Source organism: Pseudomonas sp. GL_135 (genome assembly GCF_057834665.1).
In genome coordinates this window covers 2,846,392-2,867,311 of the sequence record NZ_CM174408.1, presented here as the reverse complement: position 1 = coordinate 2,867,311, position 20,920 = coordinate 2,846,392, and the positions used below count along the sequence as shown (strand labels likewise).

The window sequence follows — 20,920 nt, the reverse complement described above, 5'->3', positions numbered from 1 at the left end:
TCATTTTTTGCGGACCTGCCCCATGAACAATAACTCCAATTCGACTGCCGAACTTGCCCAGACCGGCGCAGACCTGAACTCCCTCCTCAGCGCTATCGACCGTTCCCAGGCCGTGATCGAATTCGATCTGCAAGGGAACGTGCTGTATGCCAACCAGAACTTTCTCGAGTGCATGGGTTACGACCTCGAAGAAATTCGTGGGCGCCATCACCGGCTGTTTTGCATGCCCGACTATGCGACCAGCAAGGAATACCTGATGTTTTGGGAGAAGCTGGGCACCGGCAAGTTCGATGCCGGCCAGTACCAGCGTCAGGCCAAGGACGGACGGCAGATCTGGCTGCAAGCTACCTACAACCCGGTGATGGACAACAATGGCAAGCCTTTCAAAATCGTGAAATTTGCCAGCGATGTCACCGAAGTGCGCAATCGCAATGCCGAATGGGAAAGCAAAATCGAGGCGATCGAGCGTTCACAGGCGTTGATCGAATTCAGCCCTGAAGGCTATGTGTTGACCGCCAACAGCAAGTTCCTCTCGGCCTTGGGCTACACGCTGGACGAAGTCGTGGGCCAGCACCACCGGATGTTTTGTGAACCCGAATACGCCGCGTCTTTGGCATACCGCGAATTCTGGGAGAAGCTGAGCAAGGGCGAGTACGACGCCAACGAGTACAAGCGGCTGAGCAAGGACGGTCGGGATGTCTGGATTCAGGCGTCCTATAATCCGATCCTTGATGCCCAGGGCCAGGCCTACAAGATCGTCAAGTTCGCCACCGACGTGACGGATACCAAAGTTCGCACAATGGAGCACGAAGGCAAGGTCAACGCCATTAACCGCGCCCAGGGCGTGATCGAGTTCGACCTGAGCGGCAATATCCTCTCGGCCAACGCCAACTTCCTTGATCTGGTCGGTTACCGGATGGAGGAATTGAAGAACCGCCATCACTCGCTGTTTTGCGAACCCGAGTACGTCAAGACCACGCCTTATCGTGAATTCTGGGGCGCGCTGAGCAGCGGCAAGTTTTTCACCGGGCGCTTCATGCGCATCAGCAAGTACGGTCAGAAAATCTGGATTCAGGCGACGTACAACCCAGTGTTCAATGCGGTGGGGCAACCCTACAAGGTGGTCAAATTCGCCACCGACATTACCGCTCAGGTCGAGCTGGAAGAAGCCATTGAAGCCAAGACCCAGGCGATGGATGAGTCCGTCACGCGTCTGATGCAGGCCATCGACGAGGTGGTCAAAACCACTGGCGACGCCAACGATCAGGCGCGCATTACCCAGGATGAAGCCCAGCGCGGATCCCAGACCCTCAGCGAGGCGTCCGCGGCGATGGACACCATCGGCAAATCGGCAGAAGACATTCAGGAAATCATCGAGGTGATCAGCACGATCGCCGGTCAGACCAACATGCTCGCGTTCAACGCCGCGATTGAAGCGGCGAGGGCGGGTGAGCATGGCCTGGGCTTTTCAGTGGTGGCCGACGAAGTGCGCAAGCTCGCTGAAAAGTCTTCGCAAGCCACCACCAAGATCAACAAATTGATCCAGGAGACGGTCCGCCGCATCAACTCCGGCAGCGAGATCTCCCGCAGCGCAGGGAGCGCGTTCGAGCGGATCGTTGCCGGGGTGGAAAAGACCAATGGCGCGATGACGACCATCGGCGCGGCGACGCAAGAACAGCATCATCTGGCTGAGCGGGTCGCTGACCTGATCGGCGAGCTCAACCGTATCAAGCTGGCGACCGGGTTGGGCAAGGGCTTGAGCGCCCCAGGCCAGGTTGAAACGCTATGAGCGACGCCCTGGCGTTTGGAGTAATCAAGCTGGGCGCTCTGGAAGTTGCGATTGAAGCTCAGGCACTGGAGCAGGTGATCAACTGGCCCACCCGGCTGCAGCCCCATCCGCTGCAAGGCGGGGCATTGCTCGGCATGTTCAGCCTGCGCGGGAAGGCGCTGCCACTGATCGAGCTCCGCTCGTTGTTCGGCGAGCACGATGTGTCCCGGCACGATCCGCTGGAGATGGTTGCCATCGTCAATCATCAAGGCCGACGCCTGGGCATTGCGGTCAGCGGCGTCAGTGACGTGATGAAAGTCGAGGCGCGAAACCTGTGCCGTCTCGGCGGGGAGGGCACCGCGGTTGCGCTGCTGCCAGAACTCGTGATGCTGGAACATGAACGAATGATTTACCGGCTCGACCTGGACGCGTTGTGTGGCTTGCCGCAGGTGTTGACTGCGCACGCGGGCGATGTCGCCCATCCAGTACAGGTGCAGGACCTATCCCAGGCGCTGCGTCACTTGCTGTTGTTCGAGTGCGAAGGAAAGCGCTACGCCGTGGACGCGAAAGCCATCACCGAACTGGTCGACCGCCCGGACATGCTGCCGAGCAAGCTGGGGGGCGATTATTGCCTGGGCGTCGTGAACCGGCGCGGGGTTGATGTGCCTGCCTTGAGCCTGAACCGGATACTGGGCATTGATCGTCCGGCAATGGCGCAGCCCCAGAATCAATTGCTGGTGTTGACCTCGGCAGAAGGCTATCGCATCGGTCTGGTCTATGACCGAATGATCTCGATCGTGTGCAAGCGTGCCCATGAAATCCTGCCGCTGCCCCGCTATGGATTACGAGAGCCCGGGATGTTTGCCGGTGTTGTCGGGCTGGAGAACGGAGACCAGGCATTGTTGCTTGAACATTGCGATTTGCTGGAACGCTCGGAGACGCTCAGTTTCGCCAGGATCTATCAGACCGGCCCGCCAAAGCAGGACGCGCTAGGCGATCGCCTCGCGCAGATGAACCAGACGTGCCTGCTATTCCAGGCGGCGCAGCAGTTTGTGGTGCCGCTTGATCAAGTGTTGGAAATCCTTGATATGCCCGAGCACTTTGTCCGGTTTGCGCAACCGGACACCCATTTGCTGGGCAGTTTCAATTTGCGCGGCGAGCAAATTCCGCTGGTCTGCCTGAGCAGTCTGGTAGAAGGCACCACGCCTCCCGGCAATGCCCTGGAACGGGTGCTATTGGTTAAAGGCGAGGTTAATAACTTCGGGCTGGTGGTCAACCGTACTGACTCCATTGAAACCTTCACCCACCCGGCCTCCGAGCATCCCGAAGGGTGGGAGCGAAGCGCGAGCATCAGGGGGTCGGTCAATGACCGCATGCGCAGCCTGGTGAGCATCGGCAAGGGCGATCAGGTCCGCTGGATGACGCTGATCAATTTGAGCAACGTCGTCAAAGGGCTGGAAAAGGCCGAGGCTCAGGAAGACACCCAACGCCGCGCCGGCTGAGCAACAGATGATGGCCCCCAAGCCCACTGAGCAGCCTGGTCGCTGCTATTGGATGGACTGTCCAACTGTTTGCCTGGCAACACGTATCCAGCAAAACGTTGTTTGCCAGGCTTTCGATAAATACTTTGCCGGCGGGTTAACCCGCTGAAATTTATCTAAATTATGAGCTGGCACAGTTGCTGCTATTGCCACTTCAGGAAGGTGTTCAAACCGTACCTGGCGACCACGCCAGGCGGCTCCCTTGCTCTGTCTGGAGATCGGTAGATGAGTCAGAACGCAATTAAATTCGCTTACTGGGTACCTAACGTCAGCGGTGGCTTGGTCGTCAGTAAAATCGAGCAGCGCACCGACTGGGGCATCGAGTACAACCGCAAGCTGGCACAAATTGCCGAGCAGTCGGGCTTCGAGTACGGGCTCACGCAAATCCGTTTCACGGCCGGATACGGCGCCGATAACCAACACGAGTCCGTCGCGTTCAGTCATGCGTTGTTGGCGGCGACCGAGAAACTCAAGGTGATCGCGGCCATCCTTCCCGGTCCCTGGACGCCCGCCGTTGTCGCCAAGCAGCTGGCGACAATAGACCAACTGACGGCAGGCCGCGTGGCGATCAACATCGTCAGTGGCTGGTTCAAGGGTGAATTTCAAGCCATTGGTGAGCCATGGCTGGAGCATGACGAGCGCTACCGTCGTTCGGAAGAGTTCATCCAGGCGTTGAAAGGCATCTGGACAACAGATAATTTCACCTTCAAAGGTGATTTCTACCGCTTCCACAATTACACACTGCGCCCGAAGCCCATCCAGCAACCCCATCCTGAAATTTTTCAGGGCGGCAGCTCCCGCGCCGCCCGCGACATGGCTGCGCGGGTGTCCGACTGGTACTTCACCAACGGCAATACGCTAGAAGGCATCAAGGCTCAGGTGGATGATATTCGCGCGAAGGCAGCGGCCAACGGGCATTCAGTGAAGATCGGCGTCAACGCGTTCATCATCGCTCGTGAAACCGAAGAGCAAGCACGCGCGGTGTTACAGGAAATCATCGATCAGGCCGACCCTGAAGCCGTGAATGCGTTTGGCGATGCGGCAAAACAGGCCGGCAAGGCCAGCCCTGAAGGCGAGGGGAACTGGGCCAAGTCCACCTTTGAAGACCTGATTCAATATAACGACGGGTTTAAAACAAACCTGATTGGAACGCCCAGGCAGATTGCCGAGCGCATTGTGGCGTTGAAAGCCGTGGGCGTGGACCTGGTGCTTTCCGCATTTCTGCACTTTCAGGAGGAAGTTGCGTATTTCGGTAAACAGGTACTGCCACTTGTACGTGAGCTGGAAGCCTTGAATCACACTGCTTCTCTTGCTCAAAGCGCCTGATACGTTGATGAGCGAGAGACATTCCAGACGCTGGAAACAGAAAAGCCCGGCGAACCGGGCTCTCTTGAACCGAAGGCTACTTATTGAGCGGCTTTCAGTTTGATCACGTCACCGGATACAGTCGTGGTGTAGCCATTCAGAACCCAGGCCCAGAACCACTTTTCCTGCACTTGAGTATTGATCAGCGCATCGCCACCTTTGGCCTGGATGGCGTAACTCTGAGCGCGGACAAAACGGTCGTTCTGACGAATCGGGATCAGGCCGAAAAGCATCAGGCCAGTGGCGCTTGCCTCACTATGGCCAACGACGGTGTACTGGCTCCTGTCATATTGCTGAGTCTTCATGGCGGTGCCGGTGCAACCCGCCAGAACCAGACCACACACTGCAGAAGCGATGATTTTGCTAAAGGACTTCACGTAAAACTCCATTGACTAAAGCCCGAATCCAATTATCGGGCGGCGACACTTTACCCGAAGGGATAACACTTAGACACATCTTCAATCTCATTCGAGGTGTCTATTAAATCCGGGGCGATTCAGATCGCCCCAATGACCTGAATGACCGATGCCTGTGACGGGAAAACATTGTTGCAGGGAAAGCCTAAAGCAAGCGCTGCATGGGCGAATGCTCTTTGCCCCAGGCATGAAATGACGCTAGATACTCCCATCCTCGCTTTGCGTAATAGTCACGTCGGTCATGTGAATCCTTGAGAGGAGCAGGTTTGCAGAGTCTGATTCAGGTGTGCGTGCTGCGTCGCTAGCCACGGCTGCCGCAACGTAGTTGCAGGCATTCAAACCGTCGCCCAGCGGTTTAGCGATGCCGAGCTGACAAAACAGTCGTGGCAGCCAGTCGGGCGATATCACTGTTGCGGCGCCCGCCGTTCGGCGGTGCTTAGGGAAACCAGGCGAATGACTGATGACCGGCGTTCGGCTAACATCGGCCATATCAAAACGACCTTGGAGATTTAAATGTCCCGCCTTGCTGAATTCCGCAAACTTGAACAACAGCTCGCCGCCCAGCTCGCCGAACTTGAAACCCTGAAAAATGATAGCGGTTTGAAGAAAGAAATCGAATTTGAAACCAAACTGCGTGGCCTGCTCGGTGAGTACGGCTTCAGCTTGAGAGAGATAGTCGGCATTCTCGATCCGCAGGGATCCAGCGGTCGGCAGTCTGCTCCAGTGGCTGGCGAGAAAAAAACACGTAAGGCCCGAGAGATGAAGGTTTATAAAAACCCGTTGACAGGTGAGGTCGTAGAAACCAAGGGCGGCAACCACAAGCTTTTGAAAGCCTGGAAAGGCCAGTTCGGCGACGAGGTTGAGAACTGGTTGGTTAAATGACCCGGTGAAGCTGAAACAGCCGTCGTGAGACGGCTTTTTTATAACTGCGATTGCGCCCTGACGTGAGCCATGAAGCGCCTGCAGACGCTTTCCAGGGCAGGGCTAGCAAGCCTGCGAGCTTAGAACTCAGCCCGCGAACATGTAATCACCGCCTTTTTCGATCGCACTGATATAGGCCGGCCGCGCCTGGAACCGGTCGATCCAGGCCGCCAGGCCAGGGTAGTCCTGAAGCATGCCTTGTGACTTCGCAAACTCACCAATAAAGCTCATCTGGATGTCCGCGCCGCTGATTTCTTCGCCCAACAAGTACGGGGTAAGTTTCAATGCGGTTTCCAGATACCCCAGATAGTTGGTCACTTCAGATTCGATTCGCGGGTGCAGCGGCTTGCCGGCTTCCCCAAGACGCCCGACATACAGGTGGAGCATCAGCGGCAGCATGGCCGACCCTTCTGCGAAATGAAGCCACTGCACGTATTCGTCGTAGGTTGCGGTGGCCGGGTCAGGTTGCAAACGGCCGTTACCGTGGCGGCGGATCAGATAATCGACGATAGCGCCGGACTCGATCAGTACATGAGGGCCATCCTGAATCACCGGTGATTTCCCCAGCGGGTTTATAGCTTTCAGCTCTGGGGGCGCCAGGTTGGTTTTGGGATCTCGTTGGTAGTGCTTGATCTCGTAGGGAAGGGCGAGTTCTTCCAGTAACCAGAGGATGCGCTGCGAACGGGAGTTATTGAGATGATGAACGATGATCATGAAATGCTCGATGAGGCTTAAGGGTGTGTAAGGACAGACTCTTGGGGCGCACCGTGGTTCTAAATGGTTGTCAGCGTTGGCTTGATCGTTTGGCGAGGCGAGCACTTGGGACGTCTAAGCCCATGGCGGTTACAGGCGCAGAATTGGTTAGCCGTCATGCGCAGGAGCCCGGAGGCTGATCGTCGCTGAACTAATCACTGCCCCTGGCCCCTAATTCTGCGCACGTTGCCCCATTCCCAGGCTGATCCTGGGTCACTCACACACGAAGGTTTGGTGAATCATGAAGAGCGAACAGGTAGAAGGCGTTGTAGAGCAGGTGGCCGGCAAAGCACAGAGCGCAGTAGGGAAACTGTTTGGTGATTCGACGCTGGAGGCGGAAGGTACCGGTCGCCAGGCTTCCGGTCAGTTGACCCAGGCCTATGGCGATGCCATGGACAGCATCTCTGGGTTTGTTAAAGAAAAACCAGTCGCTGCAGTGGCAATTGGTGGGATTGCTTTGCTGATTCTAGACCGTCTCTTTCGCCGTTGAGTGAGGAGAAAGGGACGTTCCGATAGGGGCGTCCCTTTTAAGTCTGGATCTGCCTGCCCCCGACGCTGTCAGTCAGGAGAACTGCCTGACGGGTCTTTCGCATATTTCGACGCAGCGCGCGCCTTGCAAAAGCGGCGTTATTCCCGCACATCGCGCGGGAAGGTTCGCGTGTGCACACGCCGGATCAGCGACGACCCTGCGCGCCCGTCGGATGGCATGGCTGAGTCAATACGCGCGCAGCGGGGAGGGGGCAGCCGTCGAAACGGACGACGACGTGTAGCCGGTCATCTCGGCCAGCCAGTCCTGCCTTAGTTGCGGTACCGCCTCGATCAAGCGCCGGGTGTAGTCATCGAGCGGGGCACTGAGCGCTTCATCAACCCGGCCCTGGCGGATGATGCGCCCCTCGCACAACACCGCCACATCATGGGCAATCTCTTTCACAACGTGAAGGTCGTGGGTGATGAACAGATACGACACGCCCGTATCCTGTTGCAGTTGCCGCAGCAGAGCCAATACGTCGCGCGCAACTAGAGGGTCCAGCGCCGAGGTCGGCTCATCACAGACGATCAACTCGGGCTCCGCTGCGAGCGCTCGCGCGATGCAGACGCGCTGTTTCTGCCCGCCGGAAAGCGCGTGGGGATAACGTTGCGCAATTGTCCCGTCCAGCCCGACCCGGTCCAGCAGCGCCATGACACGTCGTTGGCGCTGATCTCGGTTCAGCGTGGTGAAAGTGCGCAGTGCGCGGTCCACCTGGTCACCAATCAGCAGTTTGGGATTGAGCGCGTTATCGGGTATCTGATGAATCATCTGTATTCGCTGCAGATGGTCTCGGGTGCGCTGGCGCAGCGTGGAGGGCAGCGTCATGCCGTCAAGCTTCATCGAGCCTGCGTCAGCCGCCAGTAACCCGCAGACCACTTTGCCGAGCGTGGACTTGCCGGATCCCGACTCTCCAATGAGCGCCAACGTACGACCCTTCGCCAGATTCAGGCAGATACCGTGCAAAACCGGTTGATGGTGATACTTGGCGCTGAGGGACTGAATCGTCAACAGCGTAGCTGTCTCGGATTGCACTGTCTGCGGGCGATTGCCTGCACGCTCGGCGCCGAGCAAGTCACGGGTGTAGGCGTGAGCGGGAGCATGCAGAATCTGGCCGGTCGTGCCGTACTCCACCCGTCGTCCATGGCGCAACACCATGATGTGGTCAGCCAACTGAGCGACCACCGCCAGATCGTGACTGATGTAGATTGCCGCGACGCCGGCCTCGCGAATCACCCCGGCGATGGCCTGAAGAATCCCCAACTGCGTGATGACGTCCAGCGCGGTCGTGGGCTCATCGAACACAATCAGATCAGGCCCGCTGCACAATGCCATGGCGATCATCGCCCGTTGCAACTGCCCCCCTGACACCTGATGGGGATAGCGCAGAAAAAACTGTTCAGGATCGGGCAGAGAGAACCGTCGGAACAATTCCAGTGCTTTTTCCCTGGCCGCCTGTGCATCCATCAGTCCGTGCACCCTGGCGGCTTCGACCACTTGCTCGCCGAGGGTGAGCGCCGGGTTGAAGGCCGCGCCGGCAGACTGTGCGACGTAGGCAATACGCTTGCCGCGAATCCGGCGCAGTTGCGCTTCAGACAAGCGCAGCAGGTCCTGGCCCGCGAACAGAATCCGTCCACCGGTGACGGCCATGCCTTCGCGCTGATGACCCAGTATCGCCTGCCCGATGGTAGACTTTCCTGCTCCGGACTCACCAATCAAACCGAGCACTTCGCCGGCGTTGAGGGTGAAGGAAATACCCTCGACCAGTGTCCGTTGTGGCTTGCCGCTGGCGACGATATGGAGCTCCTCAACAGCCAGCAGCGGCGGCGCAATGGTGCCTGAAGAGTCAAGCATGATGGCGGGCTCCCCAGGCACGGGTATTGGTGCCGAGCAGCCAGTCAGCCAGCGTATTGATACACAGCGCCAGTATGGCGATAGCGGCGCCCGGTATGAGCGCAGCCCAGATCCCGAACAGAATGCCATCTTTGTTATCGCGCGCCAGCCCGCCCCAGTCGGCGGTAGGCGGTTGAATGCCCAGCCCCAGGAAAGACAACGCAGAAAGAAACAGCAGAATGAAGACAAATCGCATGGCGAATTCGGCGATCAATATTGGCAGTGCATTGGGCAAAATCTCCCGCAGCAGGATCCAGACCAGCCCTTCGCCACGCAGGCGCGCCACCTCGATGAATTCCATGGCGCCGATGTCTGCCGCGAGTGCGCGGGCCACCCGAAGAATGCGGGTGGCTTCCAGCACCCCGAGCACAAGAATGATCACCCCGAGGGTCTTGGGCAGCGTCGCCAGAATGACCAGCGCCAGTATCAGCGTCGGGATCGCCATCAGTACATCGTTGACACGAGAGATCAATTGGTCGATCCAGCCACCGCATACGCCGGCGATGAATCCCAATGTGGTACCTGCCAGGAACGCGATAAGCGCCGCCACGGCCGTCACCGACAGCGACGTGCGGGTGCCCCAGATCAGCCGGGAAAGCAAATCTCGACCAAGATTGTCGGTGCCCAACGGCGCGAGGGCCGACGGCACATCCCAGGCCATACCGATCACTTGGTCAGGTGCGTGGGGAGAAAGCCAGGGCGCAAAAAGTCCGATGGCCATGAACAGGATCAGACCGACAATGCCGGGCAGATGGGAAATTTTTAACGCGGGCATGGACTATGTTCCGTGGCGGATGCGCGGATTGGTCAGAAGGGCGACTGCATCGGCGAAAAGATTGAGCAGGATGTAAACGGCTGACAGCACCAGCGCGCACCCCTGCACGACGGGAATGTCACGCTTGCTGATGCTGTCGACCATGTATTGACCCAGGCCCGGGTAGACAAAGACGTTTTCCACGATCACCACGCCCACCATCAGGTACGCCATGTTGAGCACGATCACGTTGATGATCGGTCCCCAGGCATTGGGCAATACGTGGCGCCACAGCACCCGCATGGGCGAGAGCCCCTTGAGGACCGCGGTATCGATATAACTGCTGCGCTGGGCACTGAGCAGCGCGGCACGGGTCATGTTGCTCATGTGGCCCAACACTGCCAGAACCAGCGTCAGCACCGGCAGGGTGATCGCCACCAACCGCGCCGACAGCGTCATATCCACTTGCACGCTGCTGTTGCTGGGCAGCCAGGCGAGGCTCATCGAAAAAATGAAAATCAGCAGATAGCCCGAGAAGAACTCAGGCAAGGCCACGGCTGCGCGGGTGAGCAGATTCAGCAGAGTATCGACCCAGCCACCGTGAAAACGGACCGAAACGAAGCCAATGGTCAAGGCCACAGGTACTGCCACAAGCGCGGTACTGCCGGCCAGGAACAGGGTGTTTTTCAGCCGCTCCCACAAGGCGACGGAGATGTTTTCACGGGACGTCAGGCTGACGCCGAAGTCCCCCTGCACCACGCCGCCGAGCCAATGCAGATAACGCCAACCTGCGGGTTGGTCCAGGCCCAGTTGCAATTTCAGCGCCTGGACCGCCGCGGGTGTGGCGGACTGGCCAAGAATCGCCGTGGCGGTGTCACCGGGCAGCAAGTTCAGGCCCGCGAAGATCAACAACGAGATCGCCAACAGCATCAGCAGCCCGGCGACCAGACGCCGGGCAATCATGCTGGTCAAACGGTTTCGCCCGGTTGCGCGACCGAAAAACGGCAGTGTCAACGCCATGAACATTATCCTTCCAGCCAGACTTTCTCGGCGGCGCGGTTGCCGCTAAGCGGCACGCCCGGCACCGACGTAAAGCCCCGCACGTTTTTGCGCGTTGCTGAAAGCGCATCGGCGTACAGCGGAATGATTTCGCTGCCTTGATCGACCAGCATCACCTGGACGTCGTGGTAGATCTGTCGGCGCTTGACCTCGTCGGTTTCCCCACGCGCCGCCTTCACCAACTGGTCGAAGGCGGGCACTCGCCAGGCCGATTCATTCCATGGGGCGTTACTGGTAAACACCAGAGACAGCAGCGCATCGGCGGTAGGGCGGGCACCCCAGTTGGACGTGCATAACGGTTTTTTCAGCCAGGTGTCGGTCCAGAAAGCGTCGTCTGGCACCCGCTCGACGTTAAGCACAATGCCCGCTTTTTTCGCCGATTGCTGATACAGCTGGGCAGCGTCCACCGCGCCGGGGAAACCGGCATCTGCAGCAGAGAGCACCAGCGGGCCATCGAAGCCAGCCTTTTGCCAATGGAACCGCGCTCGGTCAGGGTCGTAAGGCCGCTGAGGAATGTCCCGTGAGAAATACTTGCTTGAAGGAAAGACCGGATTGTCGTTGCCCAGCGAGGCGTAGCCTCCCAGCACGGTGTCGATCATCTGCTGTCGATCAACGGCGTATTTCAGTGCGAGACGCCCATCCAGCGAAGTGAAGGGCGCAAGGTTGGCCAGCCCGGGCAACGTGAATATCTGGCTGTCCTTGTCGCGAACCAGCTGGATCGAAGGCATTTTCTCGATTCGTCCGACGATGCGTGGATTGACCCGATTGATGATCTGCACCGAGCCGCTGATCAACGCAGCCACCCTGGCTGTCGAATCGTTCATGGCCAACGTCTCGACCGAGTCCACATGGCCGCGCTCGGGGTTCCAGTGATTGGGGTTGCGCTTGACCAGCATGCGCACGCCGGGCTGGAAACTCTCGAGGATAAAAGCGCCGGTGCCGATGCCTTTTTCAAACGCTTCGTTCTCTGCGGTGATGACAAAATGCACCGCCGACAGCAGGGAAATAAACTCGACGTTGGGCTCTCCCAGCGTGATCGTGACCTCATGCTCGCCGGTGGCCGCAAGGCCTGTGACAGGCTCCAGATAACCCTTGACCGGGGAGGACGATTTTTCGTCGCGATGATGGTTGAGCGACCAGATCACGTCTTTCGCGCTCAAAGAGCGGCCGTCATGGAACTGCACGCTTTTGCGGATGTTGAGCACCCATTTGCGGCCGCCCTCGCTGCTCGACCAGGACTCGGCGAGTGACGGTACGATTTCGCCCTTGTCGTCGATCTCGACCAGAGCGTTGAACAGCTGGCTCCCGGTGAAATACATCCAGCTTTCAAACCAGAACGCCGGGTCCAGCCGATCGGTGGTGGAGGCGTTGTCCAGTCCGATAATCAGGTGTCCGCCCTTTTTGGGAGGTGAAGGCTCGTCGGCAAAGGCGCTCGACAGTGACCACGAAGAAGTCATCGCGGCGGTCATGGCGATCGCCCCAGTACCCTTGATAAAAGAACGACGATCAATCATGCCGGGCATCCAGTGATTCGGTTGAAGAGTCAGCGAGGTCAAAGGCAGCCGACAGCGCTGCAATGTGTTCAGGGCCTATGCCGCAGCAGCCGCCTACGAGACTGGCGCCCTGATCAACCCATTCTTTTGCCCAGCGTAGATAGTTGGGTGGCTGAGTATCCCGACGCAGTTCACTGATCCCCTCATTGGCACCGCGCTTGTTGTCCGATGGCTCGAAGGCATTGGCGTAAACCCCCAGCGGCAGTTCGCTGTGGGCCGCCGCTTCAAGCAGGGCCGCGCTCATGACTTCCGGCGGGCTGCAGTTGAAGAGGATGGCGGCTGCGTTGAGTTCGCTCGCAGCGACCACGGCATCCCGGATGCGCTCACCGGATCGCAGCCGGGCCTTGCCCTCTGTATCAAGGGCATCGTCGAGGGTGAAGGAGAACCAGCGCGGTCGCGGATCATCCTTCAACAACTCAGCCACCAGCCGCACTTCAGCGATGGAGCTTTGCGTTTCGGCCAACCACAGATCGACATGTTCACTCAGGGCCTCAATCAGCACGCGCAGGATCCTGGCTGCCTCTACGGGCTCGAAGAGATCAGGACGGTAGGAACCGAGCGGGGGAGGGAGCGAGCCCGCGACGCGCACGGGATTGACGCTGGCGGCAGCCGCAGCCCGTGCTATCGATCCTGCCAGACGTGCCAGCGAAGCACCGTTTTCTTGAAAGCGTGGCTCGCCAATGTGAAACGGCACCACGGCATAGCTGTTGGTAGAAATGACGTGGGCGCCGGCGTGAATAAACGCGTCATGGGCCTGCCGCACATATTCCGGGGCCTCAATCAGCGCCAGCGCCGACCACTCCGGCTGGCGGAACGGCGCACCGTTGCGCGACAGTTCCCTGCCCATGCCGCCGTCCAGAATTTGAATATGTTTTGCCATTGTATTCACCAGAATTCTTGATTATTAATGCACAACTAAGGTCGCATCGTTTGCTCGTCCCCTGAAACAGATCCAACGCTTCCCCGTTTATTTCCAGAAGGTCAACGTAACTTACGTCCTGTTCCGGCGCGGGGAATAACGATTGCAGGGGAGCGGCTTTTGCACGCCGCGCACTGAGCAGCAAGTGACGATGTAATCCACCCACTTCAGCAACGGTCATAAATGCATCCAAAGATCTGTTGGAAGGAAGAATTGCTTAGATTGAAACGCAATATAAAATCCGCTGCAACTTCTGTAATTGCATAAAGAACTGCCGTTTTGGCATATCCAGTGGGTGCTCCCCTGATCAGGGCAGAGGCTCAAGGGCGGGCCTGGCCGGTGACCCGGAGGCGAAAATCCGCCCGGCGGAGGTCCACGAGCGTCACTTCAGTTGGCTGCAAGGTGGTCTCGCGCAGGGGTCGAAACTTTGTGCCTATCCATGCAACTGTCTTGATTCAAACAGCAATTCATCAGTATGTGTTATTCGCGACTCAGTCGCGTAAATCTTCAATCAGCGTTTCAGGGTTCATTACCACAAGAGTCGGAAGTTCTACCGTTTCCACCTTGAGGATGAAATGCTCTGGAGGGTTGTAAAAGTGTCCGACGCGTCTGGCAGTATTGAGATGCGCTGATGAATTCTTCATAACGTTTAATGCCAGTTACGAATTGCATCGGGACTTTCTGCTCTGGGCCAAACCTCACTGGACCTTGCTCGATACACAGGCAACCCTACAGCGCGCCCGTGATGATTTCGCTGACGCCACCGCGGAGAAAAAGTACTTTCTGCTGGACCGAGGCGAAGCGCCCGCGGTTGTCGGATGTGTCGGACTCCGGCCCATGGCCGGTGGGGCTGCGGGCTACGAAATCGGTTACTGGGTCAGTCAGGTACACGCCAATCAGGGGTTGATGAAAGAGGCACTGAGGGCGTTGGTATCGAAGCTTTCCGGGCACACGCTGCGGCTGACCGCGTCCTCGGCCAACCTGGCGAGTCAGCGACTGGCCGAGGCGGTCGGTTTCGAGCTCATTCAGACGATTTCTGATGCACAAACCTCGGGTCGGTACGGCGTGTGCGACACACTGGTTTATCTGCGCGGTGCGACGTGAATGCTTCCGAACCTCAGCTGAAACCCTGATCAACGCCGCCTGACCCAACCTTGCCCGGCTGATTCGAGAGAGAGCGGGTGGACGGGACAGCTTTGAACTGTTCCAGCAGATCGAGCAACTGAGCGCTTGACGGCGAGCTGATCAGCGACTGGCCGCAATGATCAGCATCATAGGGCGGTGCAGTTCATCAGCCAGGGTCGGACGTTGCTGAAGATCCTGGGGCGAAGGTCCCCACTCATTGACATGGTCGAGGGTGAAGCCGGTCTTGATCAGCAGGTTCAGCAATGTCCCTAACGTGCGGTGCTGTTTGATGACACCTTCGGCAAGCCAGTGGGTGGTGCGAGGGCCTTCAACCTGATAGTGGTCGACACGCCAGGAGGTGTGGCCTTGATCATCAACGACCCAGCCCGGGTGCAGCGAGGCCATGAAGATCGGGTGTTCGATGGAGAACACCAGTTTGCCGCCAGGGACTAGGGCGTCGTGCAGAGTGCGCAGCAAGCCGGGCAGGTCGACGATGTAATGGAAGGCAAGGGAACTGTACGCGAGGTCGAAGCCTGCGCTGGGCAGTTCCAGCTGTTCAAGATCCGCCCGTCGGTAGGTGATGCGCGGATCTTGGCCATCGGCAGCGGCGCGTTGCAGCATCTTTTCGGAGACGTCGAGCCCCAGCACGTGCCGGGCGCCGTGCTCCACAGCCCAGCGGGCAAACCAGCCATACCCGCAGCCCAGATCGACCAGCTTTTTTTCGTTCATTCCTGGCAGCAACGCGCGCAAGGCAGGCCACTCCGGAGCGCCATTCAGCCCCTCCACCGAGCGCGGTAACTGGCTGTAGCCCTCAAAGAATTGGGCGGTGTCGTAGATGTTCTGTGTCACGAATCATCTCTCCTGCAATCAGTATTCAGGTATTGCCTTAAAAGACGGACAGGGCCACGCAGGCCCTGTCGTGGTCCAGGATCAGACGGTTAGTAGCGGAACTCCACGCCCACGTAAGCGCCGATGCCGTCGCCCGGATACAGCGAAGCGGTGTCCTGACCCGCAGCGTTGTAGAGCGGCTGGACGGCGGTCACGTACTTCTTGTTCGCCAGGTTTTTCAGGTCCAGCGACACTTTCCAGTCTTTCTCCGGCGTTTCGTAGCCCACGTTCGCGCCGAAGATGGTGTAGGAAGGCGCATAGAACGTATTGGCGTAATCAACTGCGGTGCGGGAGGCGGACTGCACGTTCACGCCGGTGTAGAAACCTTGAGGGTGCTGGTATTGCACTTCGCCTTGGTAGATGTGCTTAGGGATTCCCGGCAGTTGGTTGTCGCCAAAGGTCGGGTCGTGGCGGTAGTAGAAGTCGTTGTAGGTGTAGACCTGACGCCAGGTGACTTTTTCACCGGACTCACTTTCCCACAACCGGGTATTCAGGCCGGCCTCGATGCCCTGGTGGATGGTAGGTGTGGCGTTGAAGGCGCCTGTGACCGCCGCCGCCGTGGAGGTCGCAGGAATCAACTGAACGTTGAGCAATTCGTCGCGGACCCACGAACGGTAGATCGCCAGACTGCCGTCAAAGATGCCGGATGCGCCTTTGACGCCGATTTCCACGGTATTGGCTTTCTGCTCAACCAGCGGCCGCACGTAAGGCGATGTCGGCCCTGACCCTGAGTATTCCCATGAAGCTGGCGGATCGATGGATCGGCTGAAGTTGGCGAACACTTGCAGCTCAGGGGTGAACTCGTAGCGCACGCCGATACGCGGTGCCAAGCTCCAGTTGTCGTAGGTCACATCGGTGGGATAGGCGGTGGTGTTGGCGACCAGCGACTCTTTCACCTCCGCGTGGCGACGCACATTGATGGCTGACACACCGCTGGTCAGCCACAGGCCGTCGACCAGCTCCAGGTCATTGCCGAACGAGAACACGTGATCGAACGAAGAGCCGTAGTCGACGAACTTGCGGGTCTGCTTGTTGGCGAAGGTGGAGTTGACCTCGCCCTTGAGGTGTTCGGTGGACGTGAACGCCAGGCTGGTGCGGCTTTCATGGCCGAAGAGTTTGTCGATGCGGTCATAGCCGAGCACGAAGCTCAGGTCATGCCAGTCCCAGTAGCTCGGATTGCTCGGGCTGTTCGGGCTGTTGTTGTGGGCGTACTCATAGTAGGAGAGGCCGACCGACAGTCTGGAGTCGTCATCGAAGGTGTAGGTGGTCTTGCTCCCGGCCCAGACGCTGCCTGGGCGACGGCTGCCGGCGCCGCTGCTGGCCGCGGTGGCGCTGGCGTCGCGGGTGTGGTGCTTGACCGAATCAAGCGTGGTGGCGCTCGGGTCGTTGTGGTACTCGTCTCGGTAACGCAGCATCAGCTCGGTTTCAAGCTTGGGGCTGAATTTATAACCGAAGTTGGCGACGATGCCCTGGCTCTTCGACAGGCTGTAATCGCGGTAACCGTCGCTGCGATAGTTGTCGGCGTTGAGGTAGTAATCGAAGTCGCCTTCTACGCCGCCCACGCTGACGCTCTGCTTGTTGTAGCCATAGCTGCCGGTTTCGGCGCGCACGCGCAGGCCGGGCGCTGTGTAGCCGGTCTGGTTGACGAAGTTGATCGCACCACCCAGGCTCAATGCGCCGTACTGGAAGGCGTTGGCGCCACGCAGGATCTCGGTGTAGTTAATGCCGGAGCCGTTGAGGAACTCGTACGGCGTACCGCCAGGCCCTGTGATTGGCAGGCCGTTGAAGAGAAACTTGATGCCCTCGCGGAAATAGCCCGGCGAGGTATTGGCGCCGGAGCCACGGATGGAAATCTTCGCCGCGTCGTTGCCGCCGGTGGACTGCACGAATACACCGGGCTGATACGCCAGAGTGTCCTGCAACGTCGCGGTACGTCCCTTGGCGACCTGCTCGCTGTCAACAACGCTGGTGCCGCCCGGCACCTCATCGAGCTGACTTTTCGCGGCTTCTGCCGGCGTGATCTTCGCGCCCTGAACCGTCACGGTATTCAGGCGTGGCGTCTGGGCGGGATCGGCAGACGATGACTGCACCACATCGTCTGCCAGCGCGACCCCTGACCACAGTAATGCCGACCCCAGCCCCACTGTGGTCAGCAACGTTGCACGGCGGATCGCCAGCGGCAACGTGTGTAACTCTCCCCGAAATACCGAATGCATCTAATGTGTTTCCTTATGAATAGATAAATGTGTGCCAGCTTTCTATTCGTATAGTCATGCCTGATTCGCTCTCAGCAGTTTCTGTGCCAATGTTTTTATTCCATAAAACAGGCAGTTGCGCGGCGGGCTTCGGTCATTGCGCTGTGCATGGCTGAACTTAGTTCTGAACAGGTTTTGGATTTTCAACAGGGCCGGTTAGTGGTGCTGCTCTCCGGGGTATTTATCCCTTTGTGTTTGAAAAGCAACAGCGAATGAGCAGTCTGTTAGTGCGCGGACAATGAGCAGCGCCGGTACTGATATAAGGTTATAAGCATTTTTCATTAATGTTCAGGCTCCTGCAGGTGCGGGCTTGGCAAGGGGACTCCGAGAGTGGAACTGTAATGGCCGGCTGGCGGCATTGCGCACCCTTTAATTGCCCTGTCCGGCCTGGGTTGTGCGATGCCTGGCTAACGACTTAATGGGTTTATTTACTAGCGCTGGCATGTTCACTGCATAACCGTTGATGAAGTTACACCGTCTTCGCGTTCGCTAACTTCTTTCAAGTGAGTTCTTTCAAGGAAGCTTCATTGACAGCCATTTTTAAACTGACGGGCATTCTTTGCTTATATATGGCGATCGCCGCCTGTTCGCCCCCGACAGCTCCGCAACCTGGCGCCCCCCACGCCGACGGCACCGTGAACAACGGTGTCATCACCTATCCGGCCTCCGACTTTCATGAGCAATCGCCAGGTCGCAGCGGCGGAACATTGCGCGTATCGGCAGCCTCGGACGCCGGCAGTTTCGATATCCATGCCTTGTCCAACGGCAACATCCAGTGGATGGGCCGAATCCTGTTCGACTGCCTGGTGTATCAGGACGAGCAGGGCAGCATCAGTCCATGGCTGGCGAAGTCCTGGGAGGTGTCCGAGGACGGCAAAACCTACACCTTTCATCTGCGCGACGACGTGACCTTCAGTGACGGCGAGAAATTCAATGCCGTCGCGCTGCAGACCAACCTGGAGCATATGCGCGATCCGGCAACCAAATCACCGTTGGCCGCTGCGTACATCGCGCCGTATCTCGACGGCAAGGTCATCGACGAATACACGTTCGAAGCCCATCTGCGTGAGCCCTACACGCCGTTCCTCGACGTACTGGCGCAGTCTTGGCTGGGAATGGTCTCGCCTAAACAGATTCGCGAAGCGCCCAGAACGATCGCTGAGCATCCTGTCGGCAGTGGCCCGTTCTTGTTGGAAAGCTACAAGCGCGATCAGGGCGCGGTCTTCGTTAAACGCTCCGGTTATCACTGGGCGCCGCCGGTTACGCGCCATCAGGGCGAGGCTTATCTGGATCGCATCGAGCTGAGCTATGTCCCCGAGGCGATGATTCGGTTCACCGCGCTTGAGTCCGGGCAGTCGGATTTTGCTCTGGATGCCCCGGCGCAGAACGCTGCGGCCATTCGCGCCAATCCCGAATTGGTCATGCGCAGCCGCATTCGCAAGGGCAACCCGAGCCGCAGCATGACCTTCAACGTCGAGCAGGCGCCGTTCAATGACGTGCTGGTGCGTCGCGCCGTCGCCAAAGCCATCGACCGCGAAGGACTGGCATGGATCTCGGGCTTCGGCGAGTTCATCGGCAAGGCTGATTTCCTCGCCGCCAACACACGTTTCTATCAACCGAACAACGACGCGCTGGCCTATGACGTCAATGCCGCCAATGCGCTGCTCGATCAGGCTGGCTGGACCGGACGCGATGCCCAGGGTTACCGGACCCGAGACGGGCAGCGTCTCAGCGCCACGTTACTGACCTACGACAACCCGGCGTTCCCGGCCAGCGTGTCGGTGGCCATTCAGGCGGACCTGAAAAAGATCGGCTTCGCTATGCCGATCGAGATGCTGCCGCTGTCCCGGGTGACTGAACGCCGGTACGCCGGCAAGTTTCAGGCGCTGGCAGCCGGTTACTGGCACACCAACACGCCGGACGGTCTGTTTGTGCTCTATCACAGCCAATCGATCAGTACCCCAACGTTAATCGGCCAGAACGCGGGCAAGTTCCGCGATGCCGAGCTGGATCGGGTGCTCAGTGCGGCACGCCGCTCACGGGACCCGGTTGAGTTGCAGGCGCTGTATGCCGAGGCGCAGAAACGCCTCACCGAAACCGTGCCAGCCGTGCCTTCGGTGGAGAGTCAGGTGCTGACCGCCTACGGGCGTCAGGTCAAGGGCGTGATTTTCGACACTTCCCACAACGTGCCGTTTTTCACCAGCCTCTGGCTGGACAGGGGTCAACCATGACCACGCTCAAACGTATTTCCCTGCGCCTGCTGGCAGGCATCGGCGTGGTGTGGGGCGCTGCGACGCTGACTTTTCTGGCGGTCAACTTCAGCGGCGGCGACACGGCGCTGGCGATTCTGGGTGGCCCGGAAGCGCTGCCCACTCCGGAACTGTTGGCCAGGGTGCGTGCCGAGTACGGGCTGGACGATCCATTGATCGTGCAGTACGGCCATTACATCGCGCGTCTGGCCCATGGTGATCTGGGTCAGTCCTACCGCTTGCGTATTCCGGTGCTGCAGGCGATCTCGGAGCAGATCGGCGCGACCATTCAGTTGTCGATCAGCGCCGCCGTGCTTGCGGTGGTGTTGGCACTGGTCTGCGCGATCCTCACTGCCCATCGCTCACGCTGGGTTCGCTCGGTCGCGTCGGGCAGCGAACTGGTGATCTCCTCAGCGCCGTCCTTCGTGATCGGCATCCTGCTGTCGCTGGTGTTTTCGTTCCATTGGCACTGGCTGCCGCCTTCCGGCTCGGTGGGCTGGCGATCACTGATTCTGCCATCGGTGGCGCTCGCATTGCCGGTGGCGGCGGTGCTGACTCAACTGCTGCGTCAATCGCTGGAAGACACCCTTGAACAACCTTTTATCGCCATGGCCCGGGCACGCGGCCTTTCCGACGCCGCTGTGCGCCTGCGTCACGCCTTGCGTCATGCCCTGGTGCCGCTGGTGACGCTGGCCGGGTTCATCTTCGCCAGCCTGCTGGGCGGGGCGGTGGTCATCGAGCTGCTGTTCGCCCGGCAAGGCATCGGCCGCCTGATGCTCGATGCCACGAGCAACAAGGACGTTCCGATGGTGCTCGGTGTGACTTTGCTGGCCGCTGCGGTGTACGTGGTGGTCAACCTGGCCGTGGATCTGATCAACCGCTGGATCGACCCCCGGGCGGCTCAGGAATGAGCGCGTTACCGGGAGGTGGCCGAT

The 20,920-nt window shown here is 59.0% G+C and carries 17 protein-coding genes; 8 read left to right on the top strand and 9 right to left on the bottom strand.

Going from position 1 to position 20,920, the window contains the following annotated elements:
- Nucleotides 1-22: 22 nt before the first annotated feature.
- The 3 genes from AC3ISG_RS12570 (at nucleotide 23) to sfnG (ending at nucleotide 4,635) form a co-directional block, all read left to right on the top strand.
- Entirely contained in the window at nucleotides 23-1,789 is a 1,767-nt protein-coding gene (locus AC3ISG_RS12570; protein ID WP_489297051.1) for a methyl-accepting chemotaxis protein, read from the top strand.
- Nucleotides 1,786-3,270 (top strand): chemotaxis protein CheW, encoded by a 1,485-nt coding sequence (locus AC3ISG_RS12565; RefSeq protein WP_489297050.1) that lies wholly within the window; start codon nucleotides 1,786-1,788, stop codon nucleotides 3,268-3,270. The genes AC3ISG_RS12570 and AC3ISG_RS12565 overlap by 4 nt, the downstream gene beginning before the upstream one ends.
- Nucleotides 3,271-3,534: 264 nt before the next feature.
- Nucleotides 3,535-4,635, top strand: coding sequence for a dimethylsulfone monooxygenase SfnG (gene sfnG, locus AC3ISG_RS12560; RefSeq protein WP_489297049.1), 1,101 nt, complete (start codon nucleotides 3,535-3,537; stop codon nucleotides 4,633-4,635).
- Between the two features lie 80 nt (nucleotides 4,636-4,715).
- Here the strand turns inward: sfnG and AC3ISG_RS12555 are convergent, their stop codons facing one another.
- Entirely contained in the window at nucleotides 4,716-5,051 is a 336-nt protein-coding gene (locus tag AC3ISG_RS12555; RefSeq protein ID WP_122537078.1) for a hypothetical protein, read from the bottom strand.
- A gap of 552 nt (nucleotides 5,052-5,603) precedes the next feature.
- Here AC3ISG_RS12555 and AC3ISG_RS12550 point away from each other — a divergent pair.
- Complete coding sequence (locus AC3ISG_RS12550) at nucleotides 5,604-5,972, top strand: histone-like nucleoid-structuring protein, MvaT/MvaU family (RefSeq protein WP_489297048.1); 369 nt, start codon at nucleotides 5,604-5,606, stop codon at nucleotides 5,970-5,972.
- Between the two features lie 126 nt (nucleotides 5,973-6,098).
- On the opposite strand, the gene AC3ISG_RS12545 is transcribed toward AC3ISG_RS12550, so the two are convergent.
- Nucleotides 6,099-6,725 (bottom strand): glutathione S-transferase, encoded by a 627-nt coding sequence (locus AC3ISG_RS12545; RefSeq protein ID WP_122537076.1) that lies wholly within the window; start codon nucleotides 6,723-6,725, stop codon nucleotides 6,099-6,101.
- Between the two features lie 280 nt (nucleotides 6,726-7,005).
- On the opposite strand from AC3ISG_RS12545, the gene AC3ISG_RS12540 reads away from it, so the two are divergent.
- A complete protein-coding gene (locus AC3ISG_RS12540; protein ID WP_489297047.1) occupies nucleotides 7,006-7,254 on the top strand; it encodes a CsbD family protein in 249 nt (82 codons plus the stop codon).
- Between the two features lie 225 nt (nucleotides 7,255-7,479).
- Here AC3ISG_RS12540 and AC3ISG_RS12535 read toward each other — a convergent pair whose 3' ends face one another.
- From AC3ISG_RS12535 to AC3ISG_RS12515, 5 genes are read right to left on the bottom strand one after another with little or no spacing between them, the layout of a single operon-like run.
- The gene (locus AC3ISG_RS12535) at nucleotides 7,480-9,144 is read right to left on the bottom strand and encodes an ABC transporter ATP-binding protein (protein ID WP_489297046.1); all 1,665 of its coding nucleotides are present in this window, start codon (nucleotides 9,142-9,144) and stop codon (nucleotides 7,480-7,482) included.
- The gene (locus AC3ISG_RS12530) at nucleotides 9,137-9,958 is read right to left on the bottom strand and encodes an ABC transporter permease (RefSeq protein WP_489297045.1); all 822 of its coding nucleotides are present in this window, start codon (nucleotides 9,956-9,958) and stop codon (nucleotides 9,137-9,139) included. The genes AC3ISG_RS12535 and AC3ISG_RS12530 overlap by 8 nt, the downstream gene beginning before the upstream one ends.
- A gap of 3 nt (nucleotides 9,959-9,961) precedes the next feature.
- Entirely contained in the window at nucleotides 9,962-10,957 is a 996-nt protein-coding gene (locus tag AC3ISG_RS12525; RefSeq protein WP_489297044.1) for an ABC transporter permease, read from the bottom strand.
- A 5-nt stretch (nucleotides 10,958-10,962) separates the two neighbouring features.
- A complete protein-coding gene (locus tag AC3ISG_RS12520) occupies nucleotides 10,963-12,510 on the bottom strand; it encodes an ABC transporter substrate-binding protein (RefSeq protein ID WP_489297043.1) in 1,548 nt (515 codons plus the stop codon).
- The gene (locus AC3ISG_RS12515; RefSeq protein ID WP_489297042.1) at nucleotides 12,503-13,429 is read right to left on the bottom strand and encodes a homocysteine S-methyltransferase family protein; all 927 of its coding nucleotides are present in this window, start codon (nucleotides 13,427-13,429) and stop codon (nucleotides 12,503-12,505) included. The genes AC3ISG_RS12520 and AC3ISG_RS12515 overlap by 8 nt, the downstream gene beginning before the upstream one ends.
- 657 nt (nucleotides 13,430-14,086) lie before the next feature.
- Between AC3ISG_RS12515 and AC3ISG_RS12510 the strand changes: the two genes are divergently transcribed.
- Complete coding sequence (locus AC3ISG_RS12510; RefSeq protein ID WP_489297041.1) at nucleotides 14,087-14,572, top strand: GNAT family N-acetyltransferase; 486 nt, start codon at nucleotides 14,087-14,089, stop codon at nucleotides 14,570-14,572.
- 141 nt (nucleotides 14,573-14,713) lie between these two features.
- Here the strand turns inward: AC3ISG_RS12510 and AC3ISG_RS12505 are convergent, their stop codons facing one another.
- Both AC3ISG_RS12505 and AC3ISG_RS12500 read right to left on the bottom strand, forming a co-directional pair.
- Entirely contained in the window at nucleotides 14,714-15,442 is a 729-nt protein-coding gene (locus AC3ISG_RS12505; protein ID WP_489297040.1) for a class I SAM-dependent methyltransferase, read from the bottom strand.
- 89 nt (nucleotides 15,443-15,531) lie between these two features.
- Entirely contained in the window at nucleotides 15,532-17,697 is a 2,166-nt protein-coding gene (locus AC3ISG_RS12500; RefSeq protein WP_489297039.1) for a TonB-dependent receptor family protein, read from the bottom strand.
- A gap of 566 nt (nucleotides 17,698-18,263) precedes the next feature.
- Here AC3ISG_RS12500 and AC3ISG_RS12495 point away from each other — a divergent pair.
- Entirely contained in the window at nucleotides 18,264-19,967 is a 1,704-nt protein-coding gene (locus AC3ISG_RS12495) for an ABC transporter substrate-binding protein (protein ID WP_489297038.1), read from the top strand.
- Complete coding sequence (locus AC3ISG_RS12490; protein WP_489297037.1) at nucleotides 19,964-20,896, top strand: ABC transporter permease; 933 nt, start codon at nucleotides 19,964-19,966, stop codon at nucleotides 20,894-20,896. The genes AC3ISG_RS12495 and AC3ISG_RS12490 overlap by 4 nt, the downstream gene beginning before the upstream one ends.
- Nucleotides 20,897-20,920: the final 24 nt, after the last annotated feature.

Bases quoted from the DNA above. Each gene is read 5' to 3' on its own strand.
- AC3ISG_RS12570 (WP_489297051.1), top strand. From the start codon at position 23: ATGAACAATAACTCCAATTCGACTGCCGAACTTGCCCAGACCGGCGCA.
- AC3ISG_RS12565 (WP_489297050.1), top strand. From the start codon at position 1,786: ATGAGCGACGCCCTGGCGTTTGGAGTAATCAAGCTGGGCGCTCTGGAA.
- sfnG (WP_489297049.1), top strand. From the start codon at position 3,535: ATGAGTCAGAACGCAATTAAATTCGCTTACTGGGTACCTAACGTCAGC.
- AC3ISG_RS12550 (WP_489297048.1), top strand. From the start codon at position 5,604: ATGTCCCGCCTTGCTGAATTCCGCAAACTTGAACAACAGCTCGCCGCC.
- AC3ISG_RS12545 (WP_122537076.1), bottom strand. From the start codon at position 6,725: ATGATCATCGTTCATCATCTCAATAACTCCCGTTCGCAGCGCATCCTC.
- AC3ISG_RS12540 (WP_489297047.1), top strand. From the start codon at position 7,006: ATGAAGAGCGAACAGGTAGAAGGCGTTGTAGAGCAGGTGGCCGGCAAA.
- AC3ISG_RS12535 (WP_489297046.1), bottom strand. From the start codon at position 9,144: ATGCTTGACTCTTCAGGCACCATTGCGCCGCCGCTGCTGGCTGTTGAG.
- AC3ISG_RS12530 (WP_489297045.1), bottom strand. From the start codon at position 9,958: ATGCCCGCGTTAAAAATTTCCCATCTGCCCGGCATTGTCGGTCTGATC.
- AC3ISG_RS12525 (WP_489297044.1), bottom strand. From the start codon at position 10,957: ATGGCGTTGACACTGCCGTTTTTCGGTCGCGCAACCGGGCGAAACCGT.
- AC3ISG_RS12520 (WP_489297043.1), bottom strand. From the start codon at position 12,510: ATGATTGATCGTCGTTCTTTTATCAAGGGTACTGGGGCGATCGCCATG.
- AC3ISG_RS12515 (WP_489297042.1), bottom strand. From the start codon at position 13,429: ATGGCAAAACATATTCAAATTCTGGACGGCGGCATGGGCAGGGAACTG.
- AC3ISG_RS12500 (WP_489297039.1), bottom strand. From the start codon at position 17,697: ATGCATTCGGTATTTCGGGGAGAGTTACACACGTTGCCGCTGGCGATC.
- AC3ISG_RS12490 (WP_489297037.1), top strand. From the start codon at position 19,964: ATGACCACGCTCAAACGTATTTCCCTGCGCCTGCTGGCAGGCATCGGC.